The organism is Piscinibacter sp. (assembly GCF_050175855.1).
Lineage (GTDB): Bacteria > Pseudomonadota > Gammaproteobacteria > Burkholderiales > Burkholderiaceae_C > Piscinibacter.
Genome location: NZ_JBFXIO010000023.1, coordinates 1 through 23,624, shown reverse-complemented (window position 1 = coordinate 23,624; position 23,624 = coordinate 1). Strand labels below are relative to the sequence as shown.

22 protein-coding genes are annotated in these 23,624 nt (G+C 69.7%); 1 reads left to right on the top strand and 21 read right to left on the bottom strand.

From position 1 onward, the window contains the following. Positions 1-57: 57 nt before the first annotated feature. The 20 genes from AB7U92_RS03635 to AB7U92_RS03540 form a co-directional block, all read right to left on the bottom strand. A complete protein-coding gene (locus AB7U92_RS03635; RefSeq protein WP_428574821.1) occupies positions 58-3,195 on the bottom strand; it encodes an efflux RND transporter permease subunit in 3,138 nt (1,045 codons plus the stop codon). Further along, complete coding sequence (locus AB7U92_RS03630) at positions 3,192-4,778, bottom strand: efflux RND transporter periplasmic adaptor subunit (protein WP_428574819.1); 1,587 nt, start codon at positions 4,776-4,778, stop codon at positions 3,192-3,194. The genes AB7U92_RS03635 and AB7U92_RS03630 overlap by 4 nt, the downstream gene beginning before the upstream one ends. Positions 4,779-4,782: 4 nt before the next feature. Beyond that, on the bottom strand, positions 4,783-6,075 hold the full coding sequence (locus tag AB7U92_RS03625; protein WP_425260315.1) for a TolC family protein: 1,293 nt from the start codon (positions 6,073-6,075) through the stop codon (positions 4,783-4,785). Between the two features lie 84 nt (positions 6,076-6,159). After that, a complete protein-coding gene (locus AB7U92_RS03620; protein WP_173806273.1) occupies positions 6,160-6,573 on the bottom strand; it encodes a hypothetical protein in 414 nt (137 codons plus the stop codon). Positions 6,574-6,640: 67 nt separating this feature from the next. Next, on the bottom strand, positions 6,641-7,015 hold the full coding sequence (locus tag AB7U92_RS03615; protein WP_173806274.1) for a hypothetical protein: 375 nt from the start codon (positions 7,013-7,015) through the stop codon (positions 6,641-6,643). A gap of 39 nt (positions 7,016-7,054) precedes the next feature. After that, a complete protein-coding gene (locus AB7U92_RS03610; RefSeq protein ID WP_428574815.1) occupies positions 7,055-7,585 on the bottom strand; it encodes an SRPBCC family protein in 531 nt (176 codons plus the stop codon). Then, positions 7,575-8,117, bottom strand: a complete 543-nt coding sequence (locus AB7U92_RS03605) for a hypothetical protein (RefSeq protein WP_425260317.1) — start codon at positions 8,115-8,117, stop codon at positions 7,575-7,577. Before AB7U92_RS03605 ends, AB7U92_RS03610 begins: the two co-directional genes overlap by 11 nt. A 13-nt stretch (positions 8,118-8,130) precedes the next feature. Then, complete coding sequence (locus AB7U92_RS03600; RefSeq protein ID WP_428574813.1) at positions 8,131-10,413, bottom strand: copper-transporting P-type ATPase; 2,283 nt, start codon at positions 10,411-10,413, stop codon at positions 8,131-8,133. A gap of 4 nt (positions 10,414-10,417) precedes the next feature. After that, positions 10,418-10,666, bottom strand: coding sequence for a DUF2933 domain-containing protein (locus tag AB7U92_RS03595; protein ID WP_104302019.1), 249 nt, complete (start codon positions 10,664-10,666; stop codon positions 10,418-10,420). Positions 10,667-10,768: 102 nt separating this feature from the next. Next, complete coding sequence (locus tag AB7U92_RS03590; protein ID WP_211286883.1) at positions 10,769-11,260, bottom strand: c-type cytochrome; 492 nt, start codon at positions 11,258-11,260, stop codon at positions 10,769-10,771. Between the two features lie 3 nt (positions 11,261-11,263). Next, positions 11,264-11,740, bottom strand: coding sequence for a hypothetical protein (locus AB7U92_RS03585; RefSeq protein ID WP_104301973.1), 477 nt, complete (start codon positions 11,738-11,740; stop codon positions 11,264-11,266). A 156-nt stretch (positions 11,741-11,896) separates the two neighbouring features. Then, positions 11,897-12,388: a hypothetical protein gene (locus tag AB7U92_RS03580; RefSeq protein WP_104301972.1), complete on the bottom strand. Its 492-nt coding sequence runs from the start codon at positions 12,386-12,388 to the stop codon at positions 11,897-11,899. 78 nt (positions 12,389-12,466) lie between these two features. After that, on the bottom strand, positions 12,467-12,817 hold the full coding sequence (locus AB7U92_RS03575) for a copper-binding protein (RefSeq protein WP_104301971.1): 351 nt from the start codon (positions 12,815-12,817) through the stop codon (positions 12,467-12,469). A 60-nt stretch (positions 12,818-12,877) separates the two neighbouring features. Continuing rightward, on the bottom strand, positions 12,878-13,378 hold the full coding sequence (locus tag AB7U92_RS03570) for a cupredoxin domain-containing protein (RefSeq protein WP_104301970.1): 501 nt from the start codon (positions 13,376-13,378) through the stop codon (positions 12,878-12,880). 66 nt (positions 13,379-13,444) lie between these two features. Continuing rightward, entirely contained in the window at positions 13,445-14,860 is a 1,416-nt protein-coding gene (locus tag AB7U92_RS03565) for a multicopper oxidase family protein (protein ID WP_425260325.1), read from the bottom strand. A gap of 41 nt (positions 14,861-14,901) precedes the next feature. Beyond that, a complete protein-coding gene (locus AB7U92_RS03560; protein WP_428574808.1) occupies positions 14,902-16,275 on the bottom strand; it encodes a TolC family protein in 1,374 nt (457 codons plus the stop codon). 85 nt (positions 16,276-16,360) lie between these two features. After that, complete coding sequence (locus AB7U92_RS03555) at positions 16,361-16,747, bottom strand: hypothetical protein (RefSeq protein WP_104301967.1); 387 nt, start codon at positions 16,745-16,747, stop codon at positions 16,361-16,363. Positions 16,748-16,931: 184 nt separating this feature from the next. Then, complete coding sequence (locus tag AB7U92_RS03550; RefSeq protein WP_428574806.1) at positions 16,932-17,399, bottom strand: hypothetical protein; 468 nt, start codon at positions 17,397-17,399, stop codon at positions 16,932-16,934. Between the two features lie 40 nt (positions 17,400-17,439). Then, the gene (gene cueR / locus AB7U92_RS03545) at positions 17,440-17,937 is read right to left on the bottom strand and encodes a Cu(I)-responsive transcriptional regulator (RefSeq protein ID WP_419186786.1); all 498 of its coding nucleotides are present in this window, start codon (positions 17,935-17,937) and stop codon (positions 17,440-17,442) included. Between the two features lie 26 nt (positions 17,938-17,963). After that, entirely contained in the window at positions 17,964-20,393 is a 2,430-nt protein-coding gene (locus AB7U92_RS03540; RefSeq protein ID WP_428574803.1) for a heavy metal translocating P-type ATPase, read from the bottom strand. Between the two features lie 197 nt (positions 20,394-20,590). Here AB7U92_RS03540 and AB7U92_RS03535 point away from each other — a divergent pair, with 197 nt between their 5' ends. Further along, a complete protein-coding gene (locus AB7U92_RS03535) occupies positions 20,591-20,848 on the top strand; it encodes a heavy-metal-associated domain-containing protein (RefSeq protein WP_425260329.1) in 258 nt (85 codons plus the stop codon). A 329-nt stretch (positions 20,849-21,177) separates the two neighbouring features. Here AB7U92_RS03535 and AB7U92_RS03530 read toward each other — a convergent pair whose 3' ends face one another. Beyond that, on the bottom strand, positions 21,178-23,484 hold the full coding sequence (locus AB7U92_RS03530) for a DNA repair protein (RefSeq protein WP_428574800.1): 2,307 nt from the start codon (positions 23,482-23,484) through the stop codon (positions 21,178-21,180). Between the last annotated feature and the right edge of the window lie 140 nt (positions 23,485-23,624).

The following is a 23,624-nucleotide window of genomic DNA, read 5'->3' as shown; positions in this document are numbered from 1 at the left end:
CGCGGCGCCGTTTCTTCTTTGCGAGCCCGACCATTCGGCAGCCCGGCCCCGCTTCCGTCAGACCGATGCTGAGCCTTGTTGCCGAGATCGCAGCAGCGCGAACACCGCCGGCACTACGAACAGCGACAGCAGCGGCGCGGTGACCATGCCCCCGAGCATCGGCGCGGCGATGCGGCTCATCACCTCGGAGCCCGTGCCGCTGCCCCAGACGATGGGCACCAGGCCAGCCAGGATGACCGCGACCGTCATCGCCTTCGGCCGCACGCGCAGCACCGCCCCTTCTCGGATTGCGTCGAGCAGCACCGGCAGCGTCAGCGGCGTGCCGGCCACCAGCCTGGCCTCCAGCGCATGCTTCAGGTACAGCAGCATCACCACACCGAACTCGGCGGCCACGCCGGCCAGCGCGATGAATCCCACGCCGGTGGCGATCGACAGGTGGTAGCCCATCGCCCAGAGGAACCAAACGCCGCCGGTCAGCGCAAAAGGCAGCGTGGCCATGATCAGCACCGCCTCGTCGATGCGCCGGAAGGTCAGGTACAGCAGGACGAAGATGATCATCAGCGTCGCCGGTACGACGATCTTCAGCCGCGCGTTGGCGCGTTCGAGGTACTCGAACTGGCCCGAATAGGCGATGCTCACGCCGGGAGCGAGCTTCACCTCGCGCGCCACCGCGGCGCGCAGGTCGGCCGCCACCGACGCGAGGTCGCGGCCGCGCACGTCCACATAGACCCAGCCCGAGGGTCGCGCGTTTTCGCTCTTGAGCATCGGCGGCCCGTCGGCCACGACGATCTTCGCCACCGTGCCCAGCGTGATCTGCTGGCCCATCGGCGTCAGCACCGGCAGCGCCGCCAGCCGCTCGGGCGTGTCGCGCCACTCGCGCGGATAGCGCAGGTTGATGGGGAAGCGCGCCAGTCCTTCGACCGTCTCGGCGACGTTCTCGCCGCCGATCGCACCGCTGACCACCGCCTGCACGTCGGCGATGTTCAGTCCGTAGCGCGCAGCCGCCGCGCGGTCGATCTGCACGTCGATGTAGCGCCCGCCGGTCAGGCGCTCGGCCAGCGCCGACGACACGCCCGGCACCGTCTTGGCAACCCGCTCCACGCCTTGGGCGATGCGGTCGATCGTGGTGAGATCGCTGCCGGTCACCTTCACGCCGATCGGGCTCTTGATGCCGGTGGCCAGCATGTCGATGCGGTTGCGGATCGGCGGGATCCAGATGTTGGCCAGTCCCGGCACCTTCACCGCCGAGTCGAGTTCCTCGACCAGTTGGTCGGGCGTCATGCCCGGCCGCCACTGCTCGCGGGGCTTGAGCTTGACCGTGGTCTCGAACATCTCCAGCGGTGCCGGATCGGTCGCGGTCTCGGCGCGGCCAGCCTTGCCGAAGACGCGCTCCACCTCCGGAACGGTCTTGATCATGCGGTTGGTGATCTGCAGCAACTCGGTCGCCTTCTGCGCCGAGAGGCCCGGCAGCGCCGACGGCATGTACAGCAGGTCGCCCTCGTCCAGCCGCGGCAGGAACTCCCCGCCCAGCCGCGACAGCGGCCAGGCCGTGCTCGCCGCCAGCACCACCGCGATCACCAGCGTCGCCTTCGGCCAGCGCAGCACCCATTCGAGCGCCGGACGGTAGATCGCGATCAGCACGCGGGTGATCGGATTTCTCTGCTCGTCGGGGATGCGGCCGCGGATCCACGCACCCATCAGCACCGGGATCAGCGTCACCGACAGCGCGGCGGCGGCCGCCATCGCGTAGGTCTTGGTGAATGCCAGCGGCCCGAACAATCGCCCTTCCTGCGCCTCCAGCGTGAAGACCGGGATGAAGCTCAGCGTGATGATCAGCAGCGAGAAGAACAGCGCCGGGCCGACCTCCTCGGCCGCCTCGGTGATGACCTTCCAGCGCGCCTCGCCGACGAGGCTCTCGCCGGGGTGCGCGTGCTGCCAGGCCTCGAGCTTCTTGTGCGCGTTCTCGATCATCACCACGGCCGCGTCGACCATCGCGCCGATCGCGATCGCGATGCCTCCCAGCGACATGATGTTCGCGTTGATGCCCTGCCAGCGCATGATCAGGAATGCCGCCATCACGCCCAGCGGCAGCGCGATGATGGCCACCAGCGCCGAGCGCAGGTGCCACAGGAAGATCGCACAGACGGCCGCGACGACGATGAACTCCTCGATCAGCTTCGCCGAGAGGTTGTCGATGGCGCGCTCGATCAGCGCGCTGCGGTCGTAGGTGGTCACCACCTCCACGCCCTGCGGCAGGCTGCCCTGCAGGTCTGCAAGCTTGGCCTTCACGGCCGCGATGGTCTGCTGAGGGTTCGCGCCCGAGCGCAGCACCACCACGCCACCGGCCACCTCGCCTTCGCCATCGAGTTCGGCGATGCCGCGGCGCATTTCCGGCCCCACCTGCACCGTCGCCACGTCGCCCAGCTTCACCGGGACGCCGCCGCGCGTGGCCAGCGGCACGGCGCGGAAGTCGTCCAGCGTCTTCAGATAGCCGCTGGCGCGCACCATGTATTCGGCCTCGGCCAGCTCCAGCACCGAGCCGCCAGCTTCCTGGTTGCCGGCCATCAGCGCCTCGCGCACCTGCGCGTGCGTGACGCCGTAGGCGGCCAGCTTCAGCGGATCGAGCACCACCTGGTACTGGCGGTTCATGCCGCCCACGGTGGCCACCTCGGCCACGCCGGGCAGGCCCTTCAGCTCGTACTTCAGGAACCAGTCCTGCAGCGCGCGCAGCTGCGACAGGTCACTGCGGCCGGTGCGGTCAACCAGCGCGTACTGGAAGATCCAGCCCACCCCGGTGGCGTCCGGCCCGAGCGACGATTTCGCCGCGGCCGGCAGCCGGCCCTGCACCTGGTTGAGGTACTCCAGCACGCGCGAGCGCGCCCAGTACAGGTCGGTGCCGTCATCGAAGAGGATGTAGACGAAGCTGTCGCCGAAGAACGAGAAGCCGCGCACCGTCTTCGCACCGGGCACCGACAGCATCGTCGTCGCCAGCGGATAGGTGACCTGGTTCTCGACGATCTGCGGCGCCTGCCCGGGCAGCGTCGTGCGGATGATCACCTGCACGTCGGACAGGTCGGGCAAGGCATCGACCGGCGTCGTGCGCACGCCCCACAGGCCTGCGGCCGCGAGGAACAGCGTGGCCAGCACCACGAGGAAGCGGTTGGCCACCGACCAGCGGATCAGCGCGGCGATCATCGCGGCGCTCCGGTGCTGCCGTGGCCGGCGTGCGGGTCGGCCACGGCAGGTTCGCGGTCGATCGCGGTGACCACGTGCTCATCGCCCTTCTGGCGGAAGCGGAAGCGCACCGCATCGCCGGCCTTCAGCCCGCGCGCGAGGTCCGGCCGCGCGAGCTGGAAGGGCATCGTCATCGCCGGCCACTTCAGCGCAGGGACTGCTTCGTGTTCCAGGGTGATCGCCGCCGCGTCGAGCTCGACCACGCGGCCGCGGGTGGTGAACTCGCCGGTCGGCCCCTGCTGCGCGCTGGCCGCTGCTGCAGTGGTCGCGGCCGCTTCCGCCGGGGCACGCGCGGTCAGCCCTTGCAGGCTGGCCTCGGAATCGATGAGGAACTGTCCCGAGGCCACCACCTGCTGCCCAGCCTCCACCCCCTTGAGCACGGCCACCCGGCCGTCGACCTCGGCGCCGAGTTCCACTTCCACCGGGCGGTACCGGCCCGGCGCGTCGACCACGTAGACCAGCGCGCGGCGCCCGGTGCGGATCACCGCCTCGCCGGGGACGGTGACGACCTCGGTGCCCTGCCCCGCACCGAGCAGCCGAACTTGCCCGAACATGCCGGCACGCAGCCGGCCGCCGCGGTTGGGCACCTCGACGCGCACGCGCAGCGTGCGCGTGTCTCGGCTCGCCTCCGGGAGCACTGCCGCCACCTTGCCGCGCAGCACCTCGCCCGAGAACGCCACCAGCCGCAGCTCGGCGGGCTGGCCCGTGACCACTGCCGCGCCCAGCGCCTCGGGCACGGCCGCCTCGACCCACACCGTGCCCAGGCCGTTGATGCGCGCCAGCGTCATGCCGGCGGCCACCGTCATGCCTTGGCGCACCATCAGCTCGGCGATCAACCCGCCCGACGGCGCCACGATGGTCGTCACGGCCTGCGGTTGCCCGCTGGCATCCACGCGCTCGATGAGCGCGGCCGGCATGCCCAGAAGCGTCAGCCGCGAGCGGGCTGCCTGTGCCAGGACCGCGTCGCCGGTGGCCCGCACCGCGAGGTACTCGCGCTGCGCCGCCAGCCAGTCTGGGTGCAGCACCTCGGCCAGCGGGGCGCCCGCGGGGATTACGTCGCCCGGCGCACGCGGATGGACACGCTCGACGAAGCCGTTGGCGCGTGCCTGCACGATGCTGACATCGCGCTCGTTGAGCCCGACTGTACCGACCGCGTCCACCGCCGCCTGCAGCACGCGCTTCTCGGCCGTGGCGACGCGAAGGCCGAGCGACTGCATGGCCTGCGGCGACACCGCCACCGCCGACCCGGCGTCGGCACCCGCCTCGTCAGCGTACCGGGGCACCAGCTGCATGTCCATGAACGGCGACTTGCCGGGCTTGTCAAAGCGCTGCGTCGGCACCATCGGGTCGTACCAGTACAGCACCTTGCGCTCGGCGGCAGGGGCGGCAGGGGCGGCAGGTGCAGCCGCCGTTGCCGAAGCGCCTGCATGGCCGCCAGCCGACAGCCACTGCGAGAGCGCCCAGCCGGCGCCGATGCCGGCCAGCAGCAACACCGCGCCGGCCACCACGGTCTTTGAGGACGAGGGGTTGGATGAAAAGCTCATCGTGTTACTCCGCAATCAGGGTGGACAGGCGCAGGCGCAGGGCGGCGCGCTGCGCGTCAAGGTCGATGGCGCGCAGCTGCGTTTCCAGCACCTGGCTGCGCGCCGTCAGCACGGCCGCGAGATCGCCACGGCCGGCCTGGTAGGCCGCCGTCGCCAGGGCCACGCGCTCGGCGGCCAGCGGCAGACCGGCGGCCCGCAGCCGCTCGGCCTGCGTGTCGAGCGCCTGCAGTTCGGCCAGCATCGCGTCGGTCTCCGCGGCATGGCGCCGCAGCAGTTCCTCGCGCTCGGCCTCGATGCGTTCGATCTCGCGCCGCTTGGCCTCGATCTGCGGCTGCTGGCGGCGATCACGTTGCCACGGCAGGTCGAAGCTGAGCTGGAACGACACCATGTCGTCGTAGCGTGGCCGCCGGCTGTACGCCACCTCCCACGACCAGTCGCCGCGCTTCTCCGCATCGGCCTCGGCCACCTCGGCCTGGGCCATCGCACGCATCGGCGCATAGGGTGCCAGCTCGGCGTGATGCGGCAACGAGCTGCGCAAGGCGTCGCCGTTCACGTCCATAGCCGGCGCTGCGCCCTGCAGCGGCGCAGCGGCACGCTCACCGATCCATCGGCGCAGTTCCACCCTCGCCTTGCGCACGTCCCGCGCCAGCTCGTCGGTCCGGTCGGCGATGGCCAGCGCTTCCTGGCGCGCCATCGTCAACTCCGCGGGCATGGCCGAGCCGGCGGCAATGCGGGCCGGCAGCGTGTCCTGCAGCAGCCGGTTCTCGCGCTGGAGGCCGGCCACCTGCGACAGCCGGGCCTCCGCGAAGTGCACAGCGAGCCAGGCCAGGCCGGCTTCGCGGCGCACCGCGAGTTCCGTGGCCGCCAGCGTCGCCCGATCGCGCTCGATGCGGGCCTGTGCAACCTGCTCGCGCGCATCGCGCTTGGCCCGGTTGGGCATCTCCTGCATCAGCGCAATGCGCTGCATCGTGCCGGCATCGCGCGTCGTGCTCCAGCGATCCGGCCCGGCGATCGGCAGGTTCTCGATGCCGACGGACAGGCGCGGATCGGGCAGCGTGGACGCCGCTGGTGCCAGGGCCGACGAGCCGGCCAGCGTGGCCTGCTGCGCACGCAGTGCCGGTGCCGCCTGGCGCGCCAGCTCGAGCGCCTCGGCATAGCTCAGCGACGGAGCGTCAGGGGCAGCCCACGCAGCGCTGGGTGTCAGGGCGGCCAGGCCCAGCACCCACGCCAAGGCCAGGGTGGACGGCTGGCGCCGCCCGGCGTGCCGGCGCGGCACGCGAACGTTGAATCGAGACACGACACTCTCCTTCGGATCGAACGCACGGCGAACGCAAGAGATCCGGGTGCGCCGAGACAGCGCACCCGGACCCAGGTCCGCGGGTCAGTTCCGAAGGACGAGGAAGGAGAGGTAGAGCGGCGGTGACCCGACGGGCGGCCCGTCGGCCACCGAGGCGGGCATCGTGGCCGCCAGCTGGGCGGCCTCGGCCACGTCGACGATGCCGACCAAGGCGGCGCCCACCGCCATGGCCGGCGGCGCGTCCGGCGCGGCCACCTGGCTGTTCACCGAGGTCTTGCCGGTCTCGCAGTGGGCCTTGCACAGCTGCGGCTGGTCCGGGTCCATGCGCGTGGGCATGCTGCCCTCGCAGTCCGGCATGGCCGCCATTGCGGCCGCAACGTCGTCAGGCGCCGGCGAGAGCTGCGGGCAGGCGTACGCCGCCGTGGCCAGCTGCGTGAACAGCACCAGGGCGATCAGCCAGCCGGACAGCCAGCCGCGATGACGACGCAACGCGCGCATGAATCGAAGTCTACGTTCCCCCCGGCCATCGCGCCTTGTCCCGCATCAAGCGCTCCGCACGTGTGCCTCAGCGCGTCAGCAGGAGGTTCAGGTCGACAGCCTGGCCCGACTTGTTGGTCCACATCCAACAGTAGTCCTGGTCAAGTACCACCTGAAGGCGCCCGCTGGCGCCGGCCAGGGCATCGCGGCGCTCCGGGTAGCGCACATCCTTGCCCTCGTGATAGTGGATGTTGAAGTTCAGCGGGCCACTGGCCTCGAAGCGCCAGGCCACTGAATCGGCCCGGGCGAGCTTGCCGCAGACCTCGGCGAACTTGCCCGGGGCCACGCTGACACGGCGTTCGAAGCGGCCCTGTTCGTTCCAGGCGATGTCGATGATGTCGGCCCGCGCTGCGGTGGAGCAGAGGATCGCCAGGCTCAGAGCAACGGATATGCGATGAATCATGCGCGTACTGTAGAGACAAAGCCGGACCAGAGATGCGGCTCACCGCGCGCTCGGCGCGGGCCCTCGGATCGGCCCCGGAAAGGCTGCACGGGCGTCCTCTGCCATCCGCCGCGTGCACCACGCCGCGTAGTAGCGACCCACGAGACCCCCGAGCAGGCGGGCAAGGCCTCGCCCCGGCCGCGCATAGTCGATGAAGACGACCAGTCGCGAGCCCCCAGTGAACGGTTCGATGCTGAAACCCATCCGGTAGGCGCCGATGACCAGCAGGGTCGGTTCGCCCACGGTCTCCCAGACCTTGCGCTGCGGTGGGGCGTGTTCGGTCACCACTTCCTCGAGCCCGAGCCGCACACCCAGGACGCGACCGCTCATCCGGATGACCGAACCCACCGCCTGGCCGTGATCCGCATCGGTGTCGATCCGCATCGAAGCGCCCGCCGTCATCAGCGACGGCTTCTCCATGTGGCCGGACAGGCGGCGGTGGTCGTCCAGGTGGGCGAACAGGCGCTCGGGCTCGACCGGCAGCACGATCTCGCTGCGATGGTGAAAGGCCAGCGGCGACTCAGCTTTCACTGGGACGCCTCCGACGAACGAGCAGAAAGGTCCCCACGAGCACCAGCGCCGCATAGTTGAGCACCATGAACCACGGCGTGGTCCATGCAATGCCATCGAACCCACGCTCGGTGAACGGGTAGAGCACCGGCACCGCGTAGTAGTCGGCTGAGTGCGTGAACACATCGATCACGAGGTGCGACCACCAGCCGAGCAGCGGGAGCCAGAACACACGTCGCACCGCCCAGCCGAGCGCGGTCACGAGCCCAGCAACCGGTGCGCTGTGCATCACGCAGTGCAGGTGGTGCGACCACAGCTCGACGATGGGCGGCAGCCACGGCTCCTGCCCGGGCGAGGCCAGCGCGTAGCCGCGCACCGCTGCAAAGCTGCCGTCACCGAGCGCCCACCAAGCGGCAAGCGGCAGCAGATGCATCACGTCCGGCAAGGCCGCGAGGACCAGCGCGGCCGCCACCGTGCCTCGCGACAGTGGGCGGCGACGATGGACCGCCGCCGCCCCCGCAGCGGCCCAGAGAGTGTGCGCGACGAGGTCCACCGCGTGGCGTGGGTCAGTCCCGCAGGAGCGCTGCCTTGCGCAGCCGCAGCGCGTTGCCGATCACCGACGCCGAACTTAAGCTCATCGCCAGCGCCGCGATCATCGGCGACAGCAGCCAACCGGTGAACGGGAACAGCAGCCCGGCGGCGAGCGGCACGCCGAGCGCGTTGTAGATGAAGGCGAAACCGAGATTCTGCTTCATGTTGGCGATGGTCGCCTGCGACAGCAGCCGCGCCTGCGCGATGCCGCGCAGGTCGCCCTTCACCAGCGTGACCGGCGCGCTGTTCATCGCCACGTCGGTGCCGGTGCCCATCGCCACACCCACGTCGGCCTGCGCCAGCGCCGGCGCGTCGTTGATGCCGTCGCCGGCCATCGCCACCACCCTGCCCTCGCGCTGAAGCTTCTGCACGAGAGCCAGCTTGTCGGCGGGCTTGACTTCGCCGTGCACCTCGTCGATGCCGAGCCGCTTCGCGACCGCACGCGCCGTGGTCAGGCCGTCGCCTGTGGCCATCACCACGCGCAGGCCGGCGGCGTGCAGCGCAGCCAGGGCCTCGGGTGTGCTCGCCTTCACCGGGTCGGACACCGCGAGCAGTCCCGCCAGGCGCCCGTCCACCGACAGGTGCATCACGCTGGCGCCCTCCGCACGCAAGGCCTCGGCCTGCCCGACGAGGGCGTCGACAGCCACGCCTTCCTGGTGCATCAGCGCGGTGTTGCCCAGCGCCACGCGGTGCCCATGCACGCTGCCCCGCACGCCGATGCCGCTGCTGGACTCGAATCCCTCGGCCTTGGCCAGTGCCAGCCCCTGCGCGCGGGCGGCCTGCACGATGGCGTCGGCCAGCGGATGCTCGCTGCCCTGGTCCAGGCTCGCGGCGATGCGCAGCACCTCGTCGGCCGCGAAGCCATCGGCGGGCACGGCGCGGTCGAAGGCCGGCTTGCCTTCGGTCAGGGTGCCGGTCTTGTCGACGATCAGCGTGTCGACCTTGCGGAAGTGCTCGATCGCCGCCGCGTCGCGGAACAGGATGCCGCGCGTGGCCGCGCGCCCGGTGGCAACCATGATGGACATCGGCGTCGCCAGACCGAGCGCGCACGGGCAGGCGATGATCAGCACGGCAACTGCATTGATCAGCCCGTAGACCCAGCTCGGGTCGGGACCGAACACGCCCCAGGCGAAGAAGGTGGCCACCGCGATGGCCACGACCGCCATCACGAACCAGCCCGCCACCTGGTCGGCCATGCGCTGCATCGGCGCCTTCGAGCGCTGCGCCTGCGTCACCATCTGCACGATCTGCGACAGCATGGTCTGCGCGCCGACACGCTCGGAACGCATCACCAGCGCACCGCTGGTGTTCAGCGTGGCGCCGATGAGCTTGTCGCCCGGGCGCTTGCTCACCGGAACCGGCTCGCCGGTCAGCATCGACTCGTCGACCGCGCTGGAGCCTTCGGTCACGACGCCGTCGACTGGCACCTTCTCGCCGGGCCGCACGCGCAGCAGGTCGCCGACATGCACGTGCGTCAGCGGCACGTCGGCTTCGGTGCCGTCGGCGCCGATGCGCCGAGCCGTCTTCGGCGCCAGGCCGAGCAGCGACTTGATCGCCGCCGAGGTCTGCGAGCGCGCCTTCAGCTCGAGGATCTGGCCGAGAAGCGTCAGCGAGATGATCACCGCCGCCGCTTCGAAGTACACGGCCACGCGCCCCATCGCCTGGAACGAGGCTGGGAACACCTCCGGCGCAACCGTCGCCACGACGCTGTAGGCAAAGGCGGCCCCGGTGCCCAGGCCGATCAGCGTCCACATGTTCGGGCTGCGCAAACGCACCGACTGCACGCCGCGAACGAAGAACGGCCAGCCGGCCCACAGCACGATGGGCACCGACAGCACCAGCTCGATCCAGCTCTGGGTGGCCATGTCAAACCACTGCAGCCGGTGGCCGACCATCGCGAGCAGCGTCACGACCAGCGTGAGCGGCAAGGTCCACCAGAAGCGGCGGCGGAAGTCCGCCAGTTCGGGGTTCTCGTCCTCGTCGAGCGTAGGCAGCACCGGCTCCAGCGTCATGCCGCACTTGGGGCAGTTGCCGGGATGGTCCTGGCGCATCTCGGGGTGCATCGGGCAGGTGTAGATCGTGCCTGCGGGCGAGTCCGGTGGTGGTGAGGCAGGCGGCCCAGCATCCCCCGCCGCGTGGCCTTGCGCCGGCCCGTGCGCGGGGTCGTGCGCAGGGTGATGGTGCGAGTGGTCGTGATGGCCGTGATCGTGGTCGTGGCCTTGGTGGTCACCATGCTTCGGGTGCGCCTGCATGTCCATCGCGTCAGCCTCCGTGGGACCCGTGGTCGGACCCTTGCCGTCCATGAGTCCCGTGGCGCCCGTGTCCGCCGTGCCCATGGAAGAGGTGCATCAGCGGGCAGGCCAGCAACAGCAGGTAGGGCCACAGGCCGGCCACGTGACCCCAGTGCTCGCGCAGCAGGTAGAACACCACGATCAGCGCCACCATCAGCACTGCCACCGTGAGCGGCTTGCGGCTGCGCGGTGTGCCGGCGTCTTGGACGGGATGGTTCATGAGCAGCTCCTCGGTTGGTTGGGCATCCGTGATGCCCGGGCGGTACAGGTCAACCATAGGCCTTGCCCCCGTGTGAAGGTCAAGCGGCTCCGCGCCGGTGCCTCAACGGCTGGCGGCCCGGTTCAGCTCGTCGTGCCGGGCGCGGATGTCGGCCGGCCACTGCGCCTTGATCCACGAGAGCGCGGCGACGATCTCGGCGTCACTGAGCACGCCGTCGTAGGCCGGCATCGCCGACGCATAGTCCTTCAGGTTCGCGGCCTTGGCCACGCCGTGTTTGGTGATGCGGAACAGCAGCTCGTCCGGGTGGTGCCAGGTGTGCCCGCTCGGGTCGTGCGGCGGCGCCGGCAGCCGGCCATCCGGGCCGCGCTCGCGCCAGTTGGGCTGACCCTCCAGCCGCGCGCCGTGGCAGGCCGCGCACTGCGCCGTGTAGACCTGCTGCCCGAGCGCAATGACGGCCGCATCGCCTGGCCGCAGCTGGACTGGCCGCTCCGCGGCGGGGTCCGCTTTCCAGACCACCGCCGCGTAGACGGCGATTGCGGCGACGGCCGCCGCCATGAGCGCGGCGGCCTTCCAGGGCTTGCTGCGAACCGGCATGGCTCAGGGCCGGGCCGGCGGCGGACCCATGCGGTCCATCATCATCTGCATCATGGACTGCATCATCTCCATGCGCTTTTCCATCATCTGATGGCGCGTGGCCATGTCCATCGGGGCGCTCGCCGCACCGGCCGGGCCCATGGCCCGCATGCCTCCCATCCCCATGCCGCCCATGCCGCCAGGGCCCATGCCGCCCATCATCGCCATGCCTTCCTGCATCAGCTTCATGTGGTCGGCCATCAGGGCCTGCCGCTCCTGCGGCGTGCCCGCACGCGACATCTTCTCGTGCATCTCGCGCATCTTGGTCATGTGCGTATCCATCATTGCCATGCGGTATGCGGGCGCGGAGGCAGGAGCCGCCGTACCGGCAGGATGGTGTGCGGCGTGGTCCGCGGCGCCGGGTGCGCTGGGGGTCTGAGCGCAGGCAGTGAGCACGACGGTAGCCGTGCCAGCAAGGACGAGCGATCGAAGCGTGGTCATGGTGAGTCTCCAGTGGTGAACGTGAACGGATTGCCGTCGCAAGACGGCGCATGACGGGGAAGGAGCCCGCGGCGGCAGCAAGCCGGGCAGACAACGCGTGATGGGCCGGCAGCAGCGCGGGCAAGCAGCCACGCGCGCACCAGCCCGGCGCAGGGGCTACCGCGTCAGCCGCAGGAACGCGATGGTCACGGGCACGCCCGGTGGCGGGGGCGCGGCGCGCGATCGCCAGCGGGGCTCGGCCCGATCCGGTGCCTGCGACGGCCAACTGCCCAATGCAGCAGGCGGCGGCATGCCAGAGTCGGCGTTGCCATCCGCCTTCGTGGGCTGGGCCTTCGCGACGACGCTCTGCTCCAAATCGCAGAAGCTGATGCAGGACTGAAGGCCGGCGTCCCGATCGTCCTCCGCTCCCGTGTCCGCCGCAGCGTGGTGCGCCCGGACATCGGCACCGGCGTCGATCCGCCCGTGGTGTTCAGACCGGCGCTCCGCGGCCGCAGACGGCTGCACGAGGCAGGCGTTGGCCCAGCTCGCGAAGGTCGCGAACAGCCAGACGAACAGCATCGCCGCCGCGGTGCGGCGGGGCCGTGGAAGGAGCTTGGCCGTGGACATGAACAGAGTGGCCGACGAGCGATGGCCCGTCAGCGCCCTCATGCTAGGCGCAAGCGCAGCACTGAGGTTGACGCTCGTCAAGCTCCCAGGCCGCTGAAACAGCGGGACCGCGCTGCACGGCTACTTCGCCGGCTCGATGACGGTCACGACATAGCCGCTGCCGGCCTTCTCGGCACGGAACTTCACCTTGTCGCCCACCTTCACCTTGTCGAGCAGTGCGGGCTCCTTGACCTGGAAGACCATCGTCATGCCCGGCATGTCGAGGTTCTTGATCTCGCCATGCTTGAGCGTCAGCTTGCCCGCGTCCTTGTCGATCTTGCGGACCTCACCGTCGGCCATGTCTGCGCTGTTCGCCGCCGCCGTCGCAGGCGTGGCGGCATGGTGCGCGGAGTGGTCATCGGCTTTCTGCTGTGCCAGGGCGGGGCCGCTCAGCAGCGCGGCGACGAGCAGGGTGGAAGCGATGTGGTTCATGAGGACTCCGTGATGGGTGGGGTGGGTGATGGAAGAGAGTGCTGTTGCGATTCGGAGCGATCAGGCCGTGACGTTGATGGTGCCGACCATGCCCGCCGAGTAGTGACCCGCGATCAGGCAGGCGAACTCGAAGGTGCCGGCGCGGTTGAAGGTCCAGACGATCTCGCCGGTCTTGCCCGGCGACACGTGGGCCATGTACGGCTCGTCGTGCTCCATGTTCGGGAACTTGATCATCAGCTCGGCGTGCTTGGCGTTCTCGGCCTTGGTGCCGATGACGAACTCGTGCATTTCCTTGCCCGCGTTCTGCACGCGGAAGCGAAGCGTCTCGCCGCGGCGCACGTCGATGCGATCGGGCGTGAAGCGCATGTTGTCGCCCATGCGGACCTCGATGGTGCGGCGGACAGACTTGGCATCGCCGGCGATGCCCCAGTCCTTCTGTTCCTTGACGACAGGACCGGACTTCTTGGCGTGATGTTCATTGCTGTGCGCGCGGGCGAGCCCGGTGATACCGAGCCCGAGAGCCGAGGCGGCGATCAGGAGATGGCGCTTGCTGCTTTGCATGAGGCTTCCTTGTCGATGTTCAGTTGGAGGAGAGTTTGCTGAGAGGTGCTGGAGTCGGCGGCACCGTCAGTGGCCGCTGTGTCCGCCCGATGGCTTGCGCACCTTGACCTCGACGTCCTGCGCTGGCCTGGCGACGGCAGGCATTGACCCCCGGCCCTCGGCCTTGAAGCGCGCCGGGTCGGGCAGGCTGCCGGTGAACTCGTAGGCCACGGTGCCTGGCGGATGCTGGTACCAGCCGGGATCGGTGTAGTCGCCTCGCTTCTGATCCTTGCGCACCTTCACCACGCTGAACATGCCGCCCATGCCCACGGCGCCGAAGGGGCCCTGCCCGGCCATCATCGCCGCCGTGTTGTCGGGCAGCGGCATCTCCATCTCCGTCATGTCCTTCATGCCGCGCTCGCCCATCACCATGTAGTCGGGGATGAGCTTGGTGATCTGGCGCGCGACGCCGCTGTGGTCCACGCCGATCATCGTGGGCACGCCGTGGCCCATGGCGTTCATCGTGTGGTGGCTCTTGTGGCAGTGGAAGGCCCAGTCGCCCTCCTCGTCGGCCAGGAAGTCCATCTGACGCATCTGACCCACGGCGATGTCCTGCGTCACTTCGTACTGGCGCGTGCTCTTGGGCGTGGGGCCACCGTCGGTGCCCGTGACCAGGAATTCGTGGCCGTGCAGGTGGATGGGGTGGTTGGTCATCGTCAGGTTGCCCACGCGGATGCGCACCTTGTCCATGTGCCGCACCACCAGCGGGTCGATGCCGGGGAAGATGCGCGAGTTCCAGCTCCAGAGGTTGAAGTCGAGCATCGTCATGATCTTCGGCGTCGCACTGCCGGGGTCGATGTCGTAGGCGTTGAGCAGGAAGCAGAAGTCGCGATCGACCTCGTCGATGAGCGGGTGCTTGCCATTCGGGTGTGTCACCCAGAAGCCCATCATCCCCATCGCCATCTGCACCATCTCGTCGGCATGCGGGTGGTACATGAACGTACCCGGACGTCGGGCCACGAACTCGTAGACGTAGGTCTTGCCGGGCGGGATTCCGGGCTGGTTCAGGCCCGTCACGCCGTCCATGCCGTTGGGCAGGCGCTGACCGTGCCAGTGGATGCTGGTGAGCTCGCCGAGCTTGTTGGTGACGAACAGGCGCACGCGATCTCCTTCCACCACCTCGATGGTCGGCCCCGGGCTCTGGCCGTTGTAGCCCCACAGATGGGCCTTGAAGCCGGGCGCCATCTCGCGCACCACGGGCTCGGCGACGAGGTGGAACTCCTTGACGCCGTTGTTCATGCGCCAAGGCAGCGTCCAGCCGTTGAGCGTGACGACGGGGTTGTAGGGCCTGCCGGTGTTCGGCACCAGCGGCGGCATGGTGTCAGGCTTGGTCTGGATGATGGGTTCGGGCAGGGCCGCCATCGCCACCTTGCTGACAGCGCTGGCCGTCACGGCGGCAGCCGCCACGCCAGCACCGTTGAGAAAGTTTCTTCGGGAAACCATGGGTCGTGTCCTTGTGTTTCGGTTCGGGTCGACGCGGTGCGTCAGTGGCCGGGATCGCCCGCCGGACCGGCCGCCATCGCCGGGACAGCCGCGGCCGTGAGGCTGGGCTTGCCGACGAGCGCCATGTCAAGGTCGGCCTGGGCGATCCAGAAGTCGCGCAGCGCGTCGATGGCGCCGTTGACGCTGGCGATCTGCGAGCGCGCGTCGGCCAGCAGCTCGAACACGCCGATCAGCATGCCGTTGTAGCGAAGCAGGTTCTCTTCCGAGATGCGCGCCTTCAGCGGCACGATCTCGTCGCGTTGGTGCTTGGCGATGTCCCAGGCTGAGCGATAAGCGCCGTAGGCCTCACGCACCTCCGAGCGGGCGTTGATCGCCGTCTCGGCGGTGCGGTGCAGCGACTGCATGTAGACGGCCTCGGCGCGCGCCACGCGGGCACTGCCCCAGTCGAAGAGCGGCAGCTCGAAGCCGATCTCCCAGCCCTTCTGCGTCGGCCCTTCGTTGCTGCTGTTGCGCACCAGGCCCAACTCCAGCACGTTGACGAAGCGCGTGGTACGCGTCAGGCCCAGGTTGCGTGCGGTGGCCTCGACGCCACTGCGGGCTGCGGCCACATCCAGCCGCTGGGCCAGCGCGGTGCGCTCGACGTCGGGCAGGTCGCGCGGCTGGGTCGGCAGGTCGGGCAGACGCTCGGGCAGCTGGAAGGCGGTCTGCGCACCCCACAGCCCCAGCAGCCGTGTGAGGCGCTCGCGGGCCGCGCGCTGCTGCTGCTCGGCACGGGCCAGGTTCAGCGCCGCGTCGGCGTAGAAGCCCTGCTCGCGCGCCTGCTGCAGCTTGTTGAAGTTGCCCACCTGCGCCATGCGCCGCGCCAGCTCGGCACCGGCCTCGGCGGCCTGCATCACCTGACGGCTGTAGCGCACCGACTCATCGGCGGCCACCGCCTGCACCCAGGCCTTGCGTGTGTCGGCTGCCAGGGACAGCACCTGCATCGCGACGGTGGTGCGCACCTGATCGAGGCGGCGTGCCTCGACGCGTTGCACCAGCGGCATCGCGATGAGGCGGGCCAGGTTGACGTGCAGGCCGCGCTCGAGCTCGATCTCGTCACCCTTGGTCATGCGGCCGAAGCTGAAGCCCGGGTTCGGCAGGCGGCCCGCCTGCACGATCTCGGCCTCGGTAATGCCCAGTTCGGCATATGCGGCCTGCAAGCCACGGTTGTTCAGCAGTGCAACCTGCACCGCATCGTTCATGGACAGCGGCTTGCCGAGCAGTTGGTTCACGCGCTGGGCGATGCGGTCCAGGTCTTCGGGCTGCCGGGCCCAGGCCAGCTGCACCGGGGATCCGATGCGCTCGGCCGTGGCCTTCTCGACCTCACCGAAACCGCCATCGGGGCTCAGGGAAGCGCAGCCGGTCAGCACGAGCACCAGGGCAGCCAGGCCCGTGAGACGGAGAGGCGCTGAACGGGCGATGACGTGGGGTGTTGGTGGTTGTCGGGTCATCCTCATCCCCTCAATGCATCTTGTGGCCGCCGTGCGCCGGTGCGGCGCCCGAAGCCGCCACCGGCGCGGGCACAGCGCGACTGGCCGGTGCCGTGGGCGCCGGCTCGGGCTGCTGCGCTTCGCGTGCATAGGCGCGCCAGCCCCCGATGCGGTTCACCGCCTCGTTCGCCTCTTTCCAGTCGATGCGCTTGTCGTCGCCCAGCCGGCGATAGCTGGCCAGCGCTGACGAGTGATTGGCGGCCGGTACGCGGACCTGCGCATCGAGCGGGTCGGCGCGTTCGGTGCGGGCGGCCGCGCCCTGGGACTGGGTTTGCGCTTGAACGAGCGATGCTGCGGTCAGCAGCGCGATGAGGGGGAGGCCTCGACAGCAGTCGAGGCGAAACGGAAACAGGGGCATGGGAACCTCGCGAGAACTCGAACGACGGTCCTGCGGCCAAGGCACGCAGGTGCGCAGGTGAGGATCTGGCGCGATCCGCCGGATGGGGCGAGAGTTCGGTCCGGTGGACCGTTGGTCAAACCGTCAGATGAACCGACGGGCGGGGCGCCAAGGTACCCGCGTCACCCCAGGGCGTCGCGCCGAATCAGGCGAGGACGGTTCGAGGCGGACGGTCTAGGCCGTCAGGTTGGTGCGATGCGACCGGTTCCACCGGCGACATGGGCGCAAGATGCTCTGGGCTCGAAGGCACCGGGAGCACGAAGCTGGCCGGCAGCACCAGCGCGGAACAGCAGGCGGCGCAGGCGCTGCAGGTGAACTTGCCGTGATGCTTGGACAGGCCATTCACACCGCTGGCATCGGCACCGGCGGCGGGCTCGTCTGCGACAGGGTACTCAGGTGACGCGTGCTCATGCACGGCATGATCCGCAGCCATCCGGTCGTGCCCGGGCGCGGTGGTCAGACTGGAAGCCAACGCCGGTGCGTCGGCCATCAGCCCTTGCATCATCCGCTCGTGGCTCGGCCCGCAGTACAGCATCACGGACGCAGCCATGCCCTGCACGGGCATGGCGATCACCATGACCCAGACAAGGAAGGCGCGGAAGACGCGGTTCATATCGTCAGTGTATCGAAACCGGTTTGACGATGCTCAGGCATCAGCGCGGCAATGTGCGCGGTCCGGTCCGGGATGAGGCTGCTCGCTGCCGCTGAGCGACCGCGCCGCGCGAATGATCGGCGGGAGCGCCGGCCAGTACCGGGCCTGTCGCCTCCAGCGTGTCGATGATCGGGCAATCCGGTCGATCGTCGCCGTGGCAGCCGTGGACCAGATGCGCCAGCGCCGCTCGCATCGATTGCAGCTCTGCGAGCTTTGCATCGAGTTCCGCGATGTGTGCCTCGGCCAGGGACTTGACCTGCCGGCTGGACCGCTTGCGGTTCTGCCACAGGTCCAGCAATTCGCGGATCTGTTCCAGCGAGAAGCCCAGGTCGCGCGAGTGGCGGATGAAGCGCAGCATGTTCACGTCGCGTTCGCTGTATTGGCGGTAGCCCGCATCCGTGCGGGTGGACGCAGGCAGCAGCCCGATGCTCTCGTAGTGCCGGATCATCTTTGCCGACAGGCCGGTGGCGCCGGCAGCTTGTCCGATGTTCATGCCCATGGCCTTTGTTCCTCGAGACAGTTCGATCAATCCGTTGCTGCGCCGCGCCAGCGACGCAGGGTCAGCGCATTCGCGACCACGCTGACGCTGCTGAACGCCATGGCCGCACCGGCGATCACCGGGCTCAGCAGGCCGAAAGCCGCCAGCGGAATGCCGAGCACGTTGTACGCGAAGGCCCAGAACAGCCCCTGCTTGATCTTGGAGTAGGTGCGGCGCGAGACGTCGAACGCGTCGGCCACGAGGCGCGGGTCGCCGCGCATCAGCGTGATCCCGGCGGCTTCCATCGCCACATCGGTGCCGGTGGACATCGACAGACCCACGTCGGCGGCCACCAGCGACGGCGCGTCGTTCAGGCCGTCGCCGACCATCGCGACCACCTGCCCCTGGCTCCGCAGCTGCTGCACGATCTCGGCCTTGCCGCCCGGCAGCAGTTCGGCGCGCACCTCGTCGATGCCAAGTTCGCGCGCCACCGCCTGGGCGCTGCCGTGGTTGTCGCCGGTCAGCATCACGGTGCGGATGCCCAGCGACCGCAGCCGTTCGACGGCCGCACGCGATGCCGGCTTGATCGTGTCGCCGAAGGCCAGCAGCCCGAGCACGCGAGCGCCATGGCCCAGGCCATCGCTCGGCGCGAGCAGCCACGAGATGCTGCGGCCCTCGCCTTCCAGGCGCTGAGCGGTCATCAGGAGCGCGCCAGGCTGTGCGCCCGACTCGTTCATCAGCCGCGTGCTGCCAAGCAGCAGGCGCTGGCCCTCGACCACCGCCTCCACGCCGCGGCCCGGCAGCGCCCGGGCGTCGCGCGCCGGGGGCACGGCAAGGCCGTCGTTCCTGGCCTTCTCCATCACGGCATGGGCCAGCGGGTGGTCGCTGCCCTGCTGGAGCGCGGCGGCCAGGGTCAGGACCTGGGCGACCGATGCGTCCAGGCCGGCCTCGACCGCCACCAGCGAAGGCTTGCCCTCGGTGAGCGTGCCCGTCTTGTCGAAGGCCACCGTGGTGACCGAGTGCGCCACTTCCAGCGCCTCGGCGTCCTTGATCAGGATGCCGCGGCGCGCCGCCACGCCGGTGCCTGCCATGATCGCCGTCGGCGTGGCGAGACCCAACGCACAGGGGCAAGCGATCACGAGCACTGCCACCGCGCTGATCAGCGCCTGCTCCCAGTCGCCGGTCCAGGCCAGCCAGCCGGCGAAGGTCAGCACGGCGATGCCCAGCACCACAGGCACGAAGACCGCGCTGACGCGGTCGACGATGCGCTGGATCGGGGCCTTGGCCGCCTGGGCCGACTCGACCATGCGGATGATGCGGGCCAGCGTGGTCTCGGCGCCGATCGCGCCGGTGCGCACCTGCAGCACACCTTCCTCGTTGACTGAACCGCCGGTGACCGTTTCACCCACGGCCTTGGCCACCGGCAGGCTCTCCCCGGTGATCAGCGACTCGTTGACGTGGCTGCGGCCGTCGATGACCTGGCCATCGACGGGCACACGCTCGCCCGGGCGGATCACGACGATGTCACCCACCGCCACCTGCTCGACCGGTGTCGAGATCTCGGCCCCCTCGACCAGCACGCGGGCGACCGTCGGACGCAGCGCGTTCAGCGCACGGATCGCATCCGCCGTTTGCCGCTTGGCGCGCGCCTCGAGCCACTTGCCCAGCAGCACCAGCGTGATGACGGCCGCCGAGGCCTCGAAGTAGAGGTGCGGCATGCCGTGCGCTGCGTGCTTGAACAGCAAGTAGACCGACAGCCCGTAGGCCGCGCTGGTGCCCAGCGCGACCAGCAGGTCCATGTTGCCGGCACGGGCCTTCAGCGCCTTCCAGCCGGCACGGTAGAAGCGCGCACCGAGCCAGAACTGCACCGGCGTGGCCAGTACCAGCTGCACCCAGCCGTCTGGCATCCAGTGAATGCCGAACAGCTGCAGCAGCATCGGCAGCACCAGCGGCAGCGTCAGCACCGAGGCCACTGCCACGGGCCACCACTCAGGCAGGCGGCGCGCTGGCTTGGGTGCTGCGGCGTCCACCACCGGACTGGCCGCGTAGCCGGCCTTGTCGATCGCCGCAGCGAGCGTAGCGAAGGACACACTGCCCAGCGCCCCGACGCTGGCCTTCTCGGTGGCGAGGTTCACCGACGCGGTCGTCACGCCCGGCACCTTCAGCAACGCCTTCTCGACCCGCGCGACGCAGGAGGCGCAGGTCATCCCGTCGACTTGCAGCTCGACACGATGCGTCGGCACGTCGTAGCCGGCCCGGCGCACGGCTGCGGTCACAGCAGACACCAGGGCGTTGCCCGCCACCCCGTCCCTGGCGCGGACCGTCGCTTGCTCGGTGGCCAGGTTGACGGCGGCACTCTCCACGCCGGGCAGCGTCGCGAGCGCCTTCTCGACGCGCAATACACAGGACGCGCAGGTCATGCCTTCGATCGGCAGTTTGAAGTCCAGCGTGGGCGTTGCGCTTGCGAGGGTGTTCATGGGATCGGTCCTTCCGGACCGTATCGGGTCCGCAGTCGGTTGATGCCGCAGGAGCTTCAGCCTTCCCATGATGGGAATGTCAACCGGCTGCGCTGTCGATCCCGACCTGCAGGTGAGGTCTTGTGGATGGCTGGCTTGACCTTCCCACGAGGGCAAGCCTGAAAGTCAGGCATCCCAACCAGCAGAAGGAGCACCCCATGATTGCATTCGAAGTCCAGGACATGACCTGCGGCCACTGCGCCAGCACGATCACCAAGGCGCTGAAGTCAGCGGACCGGGGAGTCAAGGTCACGATCGACCTGCCAAAGCATCTGGTGCTGGTCGAGCCGACCGAGGCCGATGCGCAGCAGCTGCAGGACGCCATCGCCGAGGCGGGCTACACGCCGGTTCGGGCTGAGGCGGCACAGGTTGACCCTGCATCCCAAGGCGGCTCCTGCTGCGGGCACTGCCGCTGAGGCCGCTCCGCCATCGCGACCGATGGCCGAACAACCGCAGGACGGCAAGCATGTCGCTCCGTCCATCGGGATGCGTCCAGACGCGCCTCCGGTCTAGTGCAGATCGTCGGCGACCCCGGGTCGCTGCCCGGAGACCACGGCCCGGGGATGGCGAGGCTCAGTCACTGGCCGCCATGCAGCCGCTAGCCACCGCCGTCATGCGCCGGTACAACGCCTGAACCTCCGCCATCCGATAGGGGGGAGAGCGGCCACTTGGTTCATGCGCGGCGAACGCCCGCAGACAGGAACGCTTCGCTGTGTTGCATGTGCTGCGGTGGGGAACCAGACGATCAGGCCAAGCATCCAGGCGCAGTCATCGACTCGAGATCGATCACCGCATCCGCCATCGCTGTCAGCTCCGGAGTCTGCGACACGAAGAGTTCCCGCGCGTAGCCACCCAGTTCCAGCACACGCCGCTTCATCGCCATGAACCTGCGCTTGCGCTCCAGGTCCAGCGGTCCGTCGGCTTCGTCGGAGAACAGGGTGTCGTAGCGCCGGCCGGTGTTCTGCGCCAAATACAGCGCCACGGCCCGCACCAAGCACTCGTTGATCCAGACCTTCTCGCCGCCGCTCATCGCCGTGACGCTCTTGTCCTCGCCCGACTCTGCGTCGTAGACGCGGATGTCGAAGCCCTCGCGCTGCTCGCCCTTGGCCGTCTCCTGCAGGGTCTCGATGGCCACCGTGAAGCGCGGGCCATAGCAGGCCAGCAGCAGATCGTTCACCAGGCCGGACAAGGTCGGCCCCGCATCGTCGATGGCCAGCGCGATCAGGCCATCGTTGCCCATGCAGCGGGCGAACAGCAGCCAGTTCGCGAGTTCCTGCTCCACCCGTGCCGTGCGGGCCGCGGCTGCGTCACGCCTCCGGCCATGCTCCTCCATCTGGGTCGACAGGGCGGTAAGCGCCTGCGCGTCGCGGACAGCGGCCAGATGCGAGCGCTCCGCCTCATCCAGGACACCCTGCCAGCGCTCCACCTGGGCTCGGGCCTTTGCGAGCAGCGCGGCGTCCAGCGGCGGCGGCAGCGCGTCGATCGCCGTCTGGAGTCGCTGGATGGCCGCCTGGGTCTGAGCTTCCAGCAGCGAGAGACGCTCGGCAACGCGCATCCGGCTGGCGATGATCTGCTTACGCTCGGCCGCTTCGGAGTCGGTGTCGATCGCGATGTCCGCCCCGGCCGACGGGTCTGGAGCGAGAGGAAGAGCGGCGAGTTCGCCCTCCGCTTCGACAAGACCCGCGCGCGCATGGCGCATCTCCGCCCCGCGCGCAGCCAAGGCGGCATAGGCCGTCTGACGGGCTAGGGCTCGCCTCGACTGGCACTCGGCCCGGCTCAGGCTCTGCGGTGCGCCGACGTTGAGGCTTGCCGCCTCTTGCAGGGCTTGCAGTTCAAGCCGAAGACTGTCCCGCTCCGCAGCGAGTTGACGAATCCGCTGCTGGGCGCTCGGCGCCAGCGCGGCCGCTTCGCGTGCGTCCGACAGCAGAGTGCATTGACCCTGCATGGGCATCCCGCTGCACGGCACGCGGTTGCTCAGGGCCAGGCGGCGACTCAGGTCCTCCGCCTGGAGCGCGGCCTGCCCCGCCTCGCGCTCGAGCGATGCCAGTCGTTGCCCGAGCCCTGCGACGGCATCGCGACGACGCGCAAGGTCCTGGACGGCATCGCGAAGCGCCAGCACGCGGTCCTCGCGGCGACGCACCACCTCTGTCGCCAGCGGCAGACGGCGGCCGGCTCGAGCCACCGCGCCCTCGTCCGCCAGCACCCGCTGCAGGGACCGGATGCGGGCCTCCAGTCGTTCGCGCTGCGCCCTGGCCTGCGCGTCACGCTGCGCCACACGTCCGTCGAGCCGTGCGAGTTGCTCCGTTGCCTCCCGGTCCTGCGGGCGCAGGTCCTGCAGGGTGCGATCACCCTCGGCACGGGCGCCCGCCAGTTCCTCCACCAACTGCGCTCGCCGGCTCTCGACAGCCTTCGCCTGCTCCTGCAGGGCCATCAACGACGCCTCGTGCGTTCGCGCAGCCTCCCGTTGTTCGTGGGCAGCCTGCCGGCTGGCTTGCGCTGCCTTGACCCTCTCGTCCGCGCCCTGCCATCGACGGGCGTCATCCTCCAACCGCTGGCGCTCGGCATCGAACGCGGTCGCTTCAGCGCGCGACGCCGCCAGCGCCGCCTTCAGCTGCCGCGCCGTCTCGCCCGCCTTCTGACCGAGCGCGCGGATGTCCTCCTGCCCCAGCAGATCGGCCAGCAGGGCCTTGATCTCGCCGTTGCGGTAGGTGCTGAGCTGCCGCTTGCCCTGGGCCGAGAAGACCGACGTGAAGAAGGTCTCCGCCGGCCCGCAGATGGCCTCGACGCATCGCGCATAGGTCTCGACCTTGCCATCGGAGACGGTGCCATCGGGCAGCGCGGCGGGAGACCACGTGCCGGCGTCATCCAGCGTCAGCAGGTAGGCCTCGGTCCTGCGGCGGCTCCCGGTGCGGCCGTTCATGCGGATGACCACCTGCGAGCGGTAGCAGCGCCCGGCGTGCGCCCAGTGCAGATCCTTCTCGTTCTCGGGCAGACAGACCTGGTCGTAGTATGAGAAGCCGCCCGGTCCGCCCTGCGCCGCCCGCGACGGCATGGTCAGATAGGGATGTTAGGTTGCATTCGCGCGTGTCAACGCGATTGCCTCCTGAGCCATCACTGCCTAAAGTGACCACAGCCCGAGCAGCCCCAGCCTCTTTCAGAGGCGAGTAGCCCGGCGCGTCCCGCGTTTTCAGC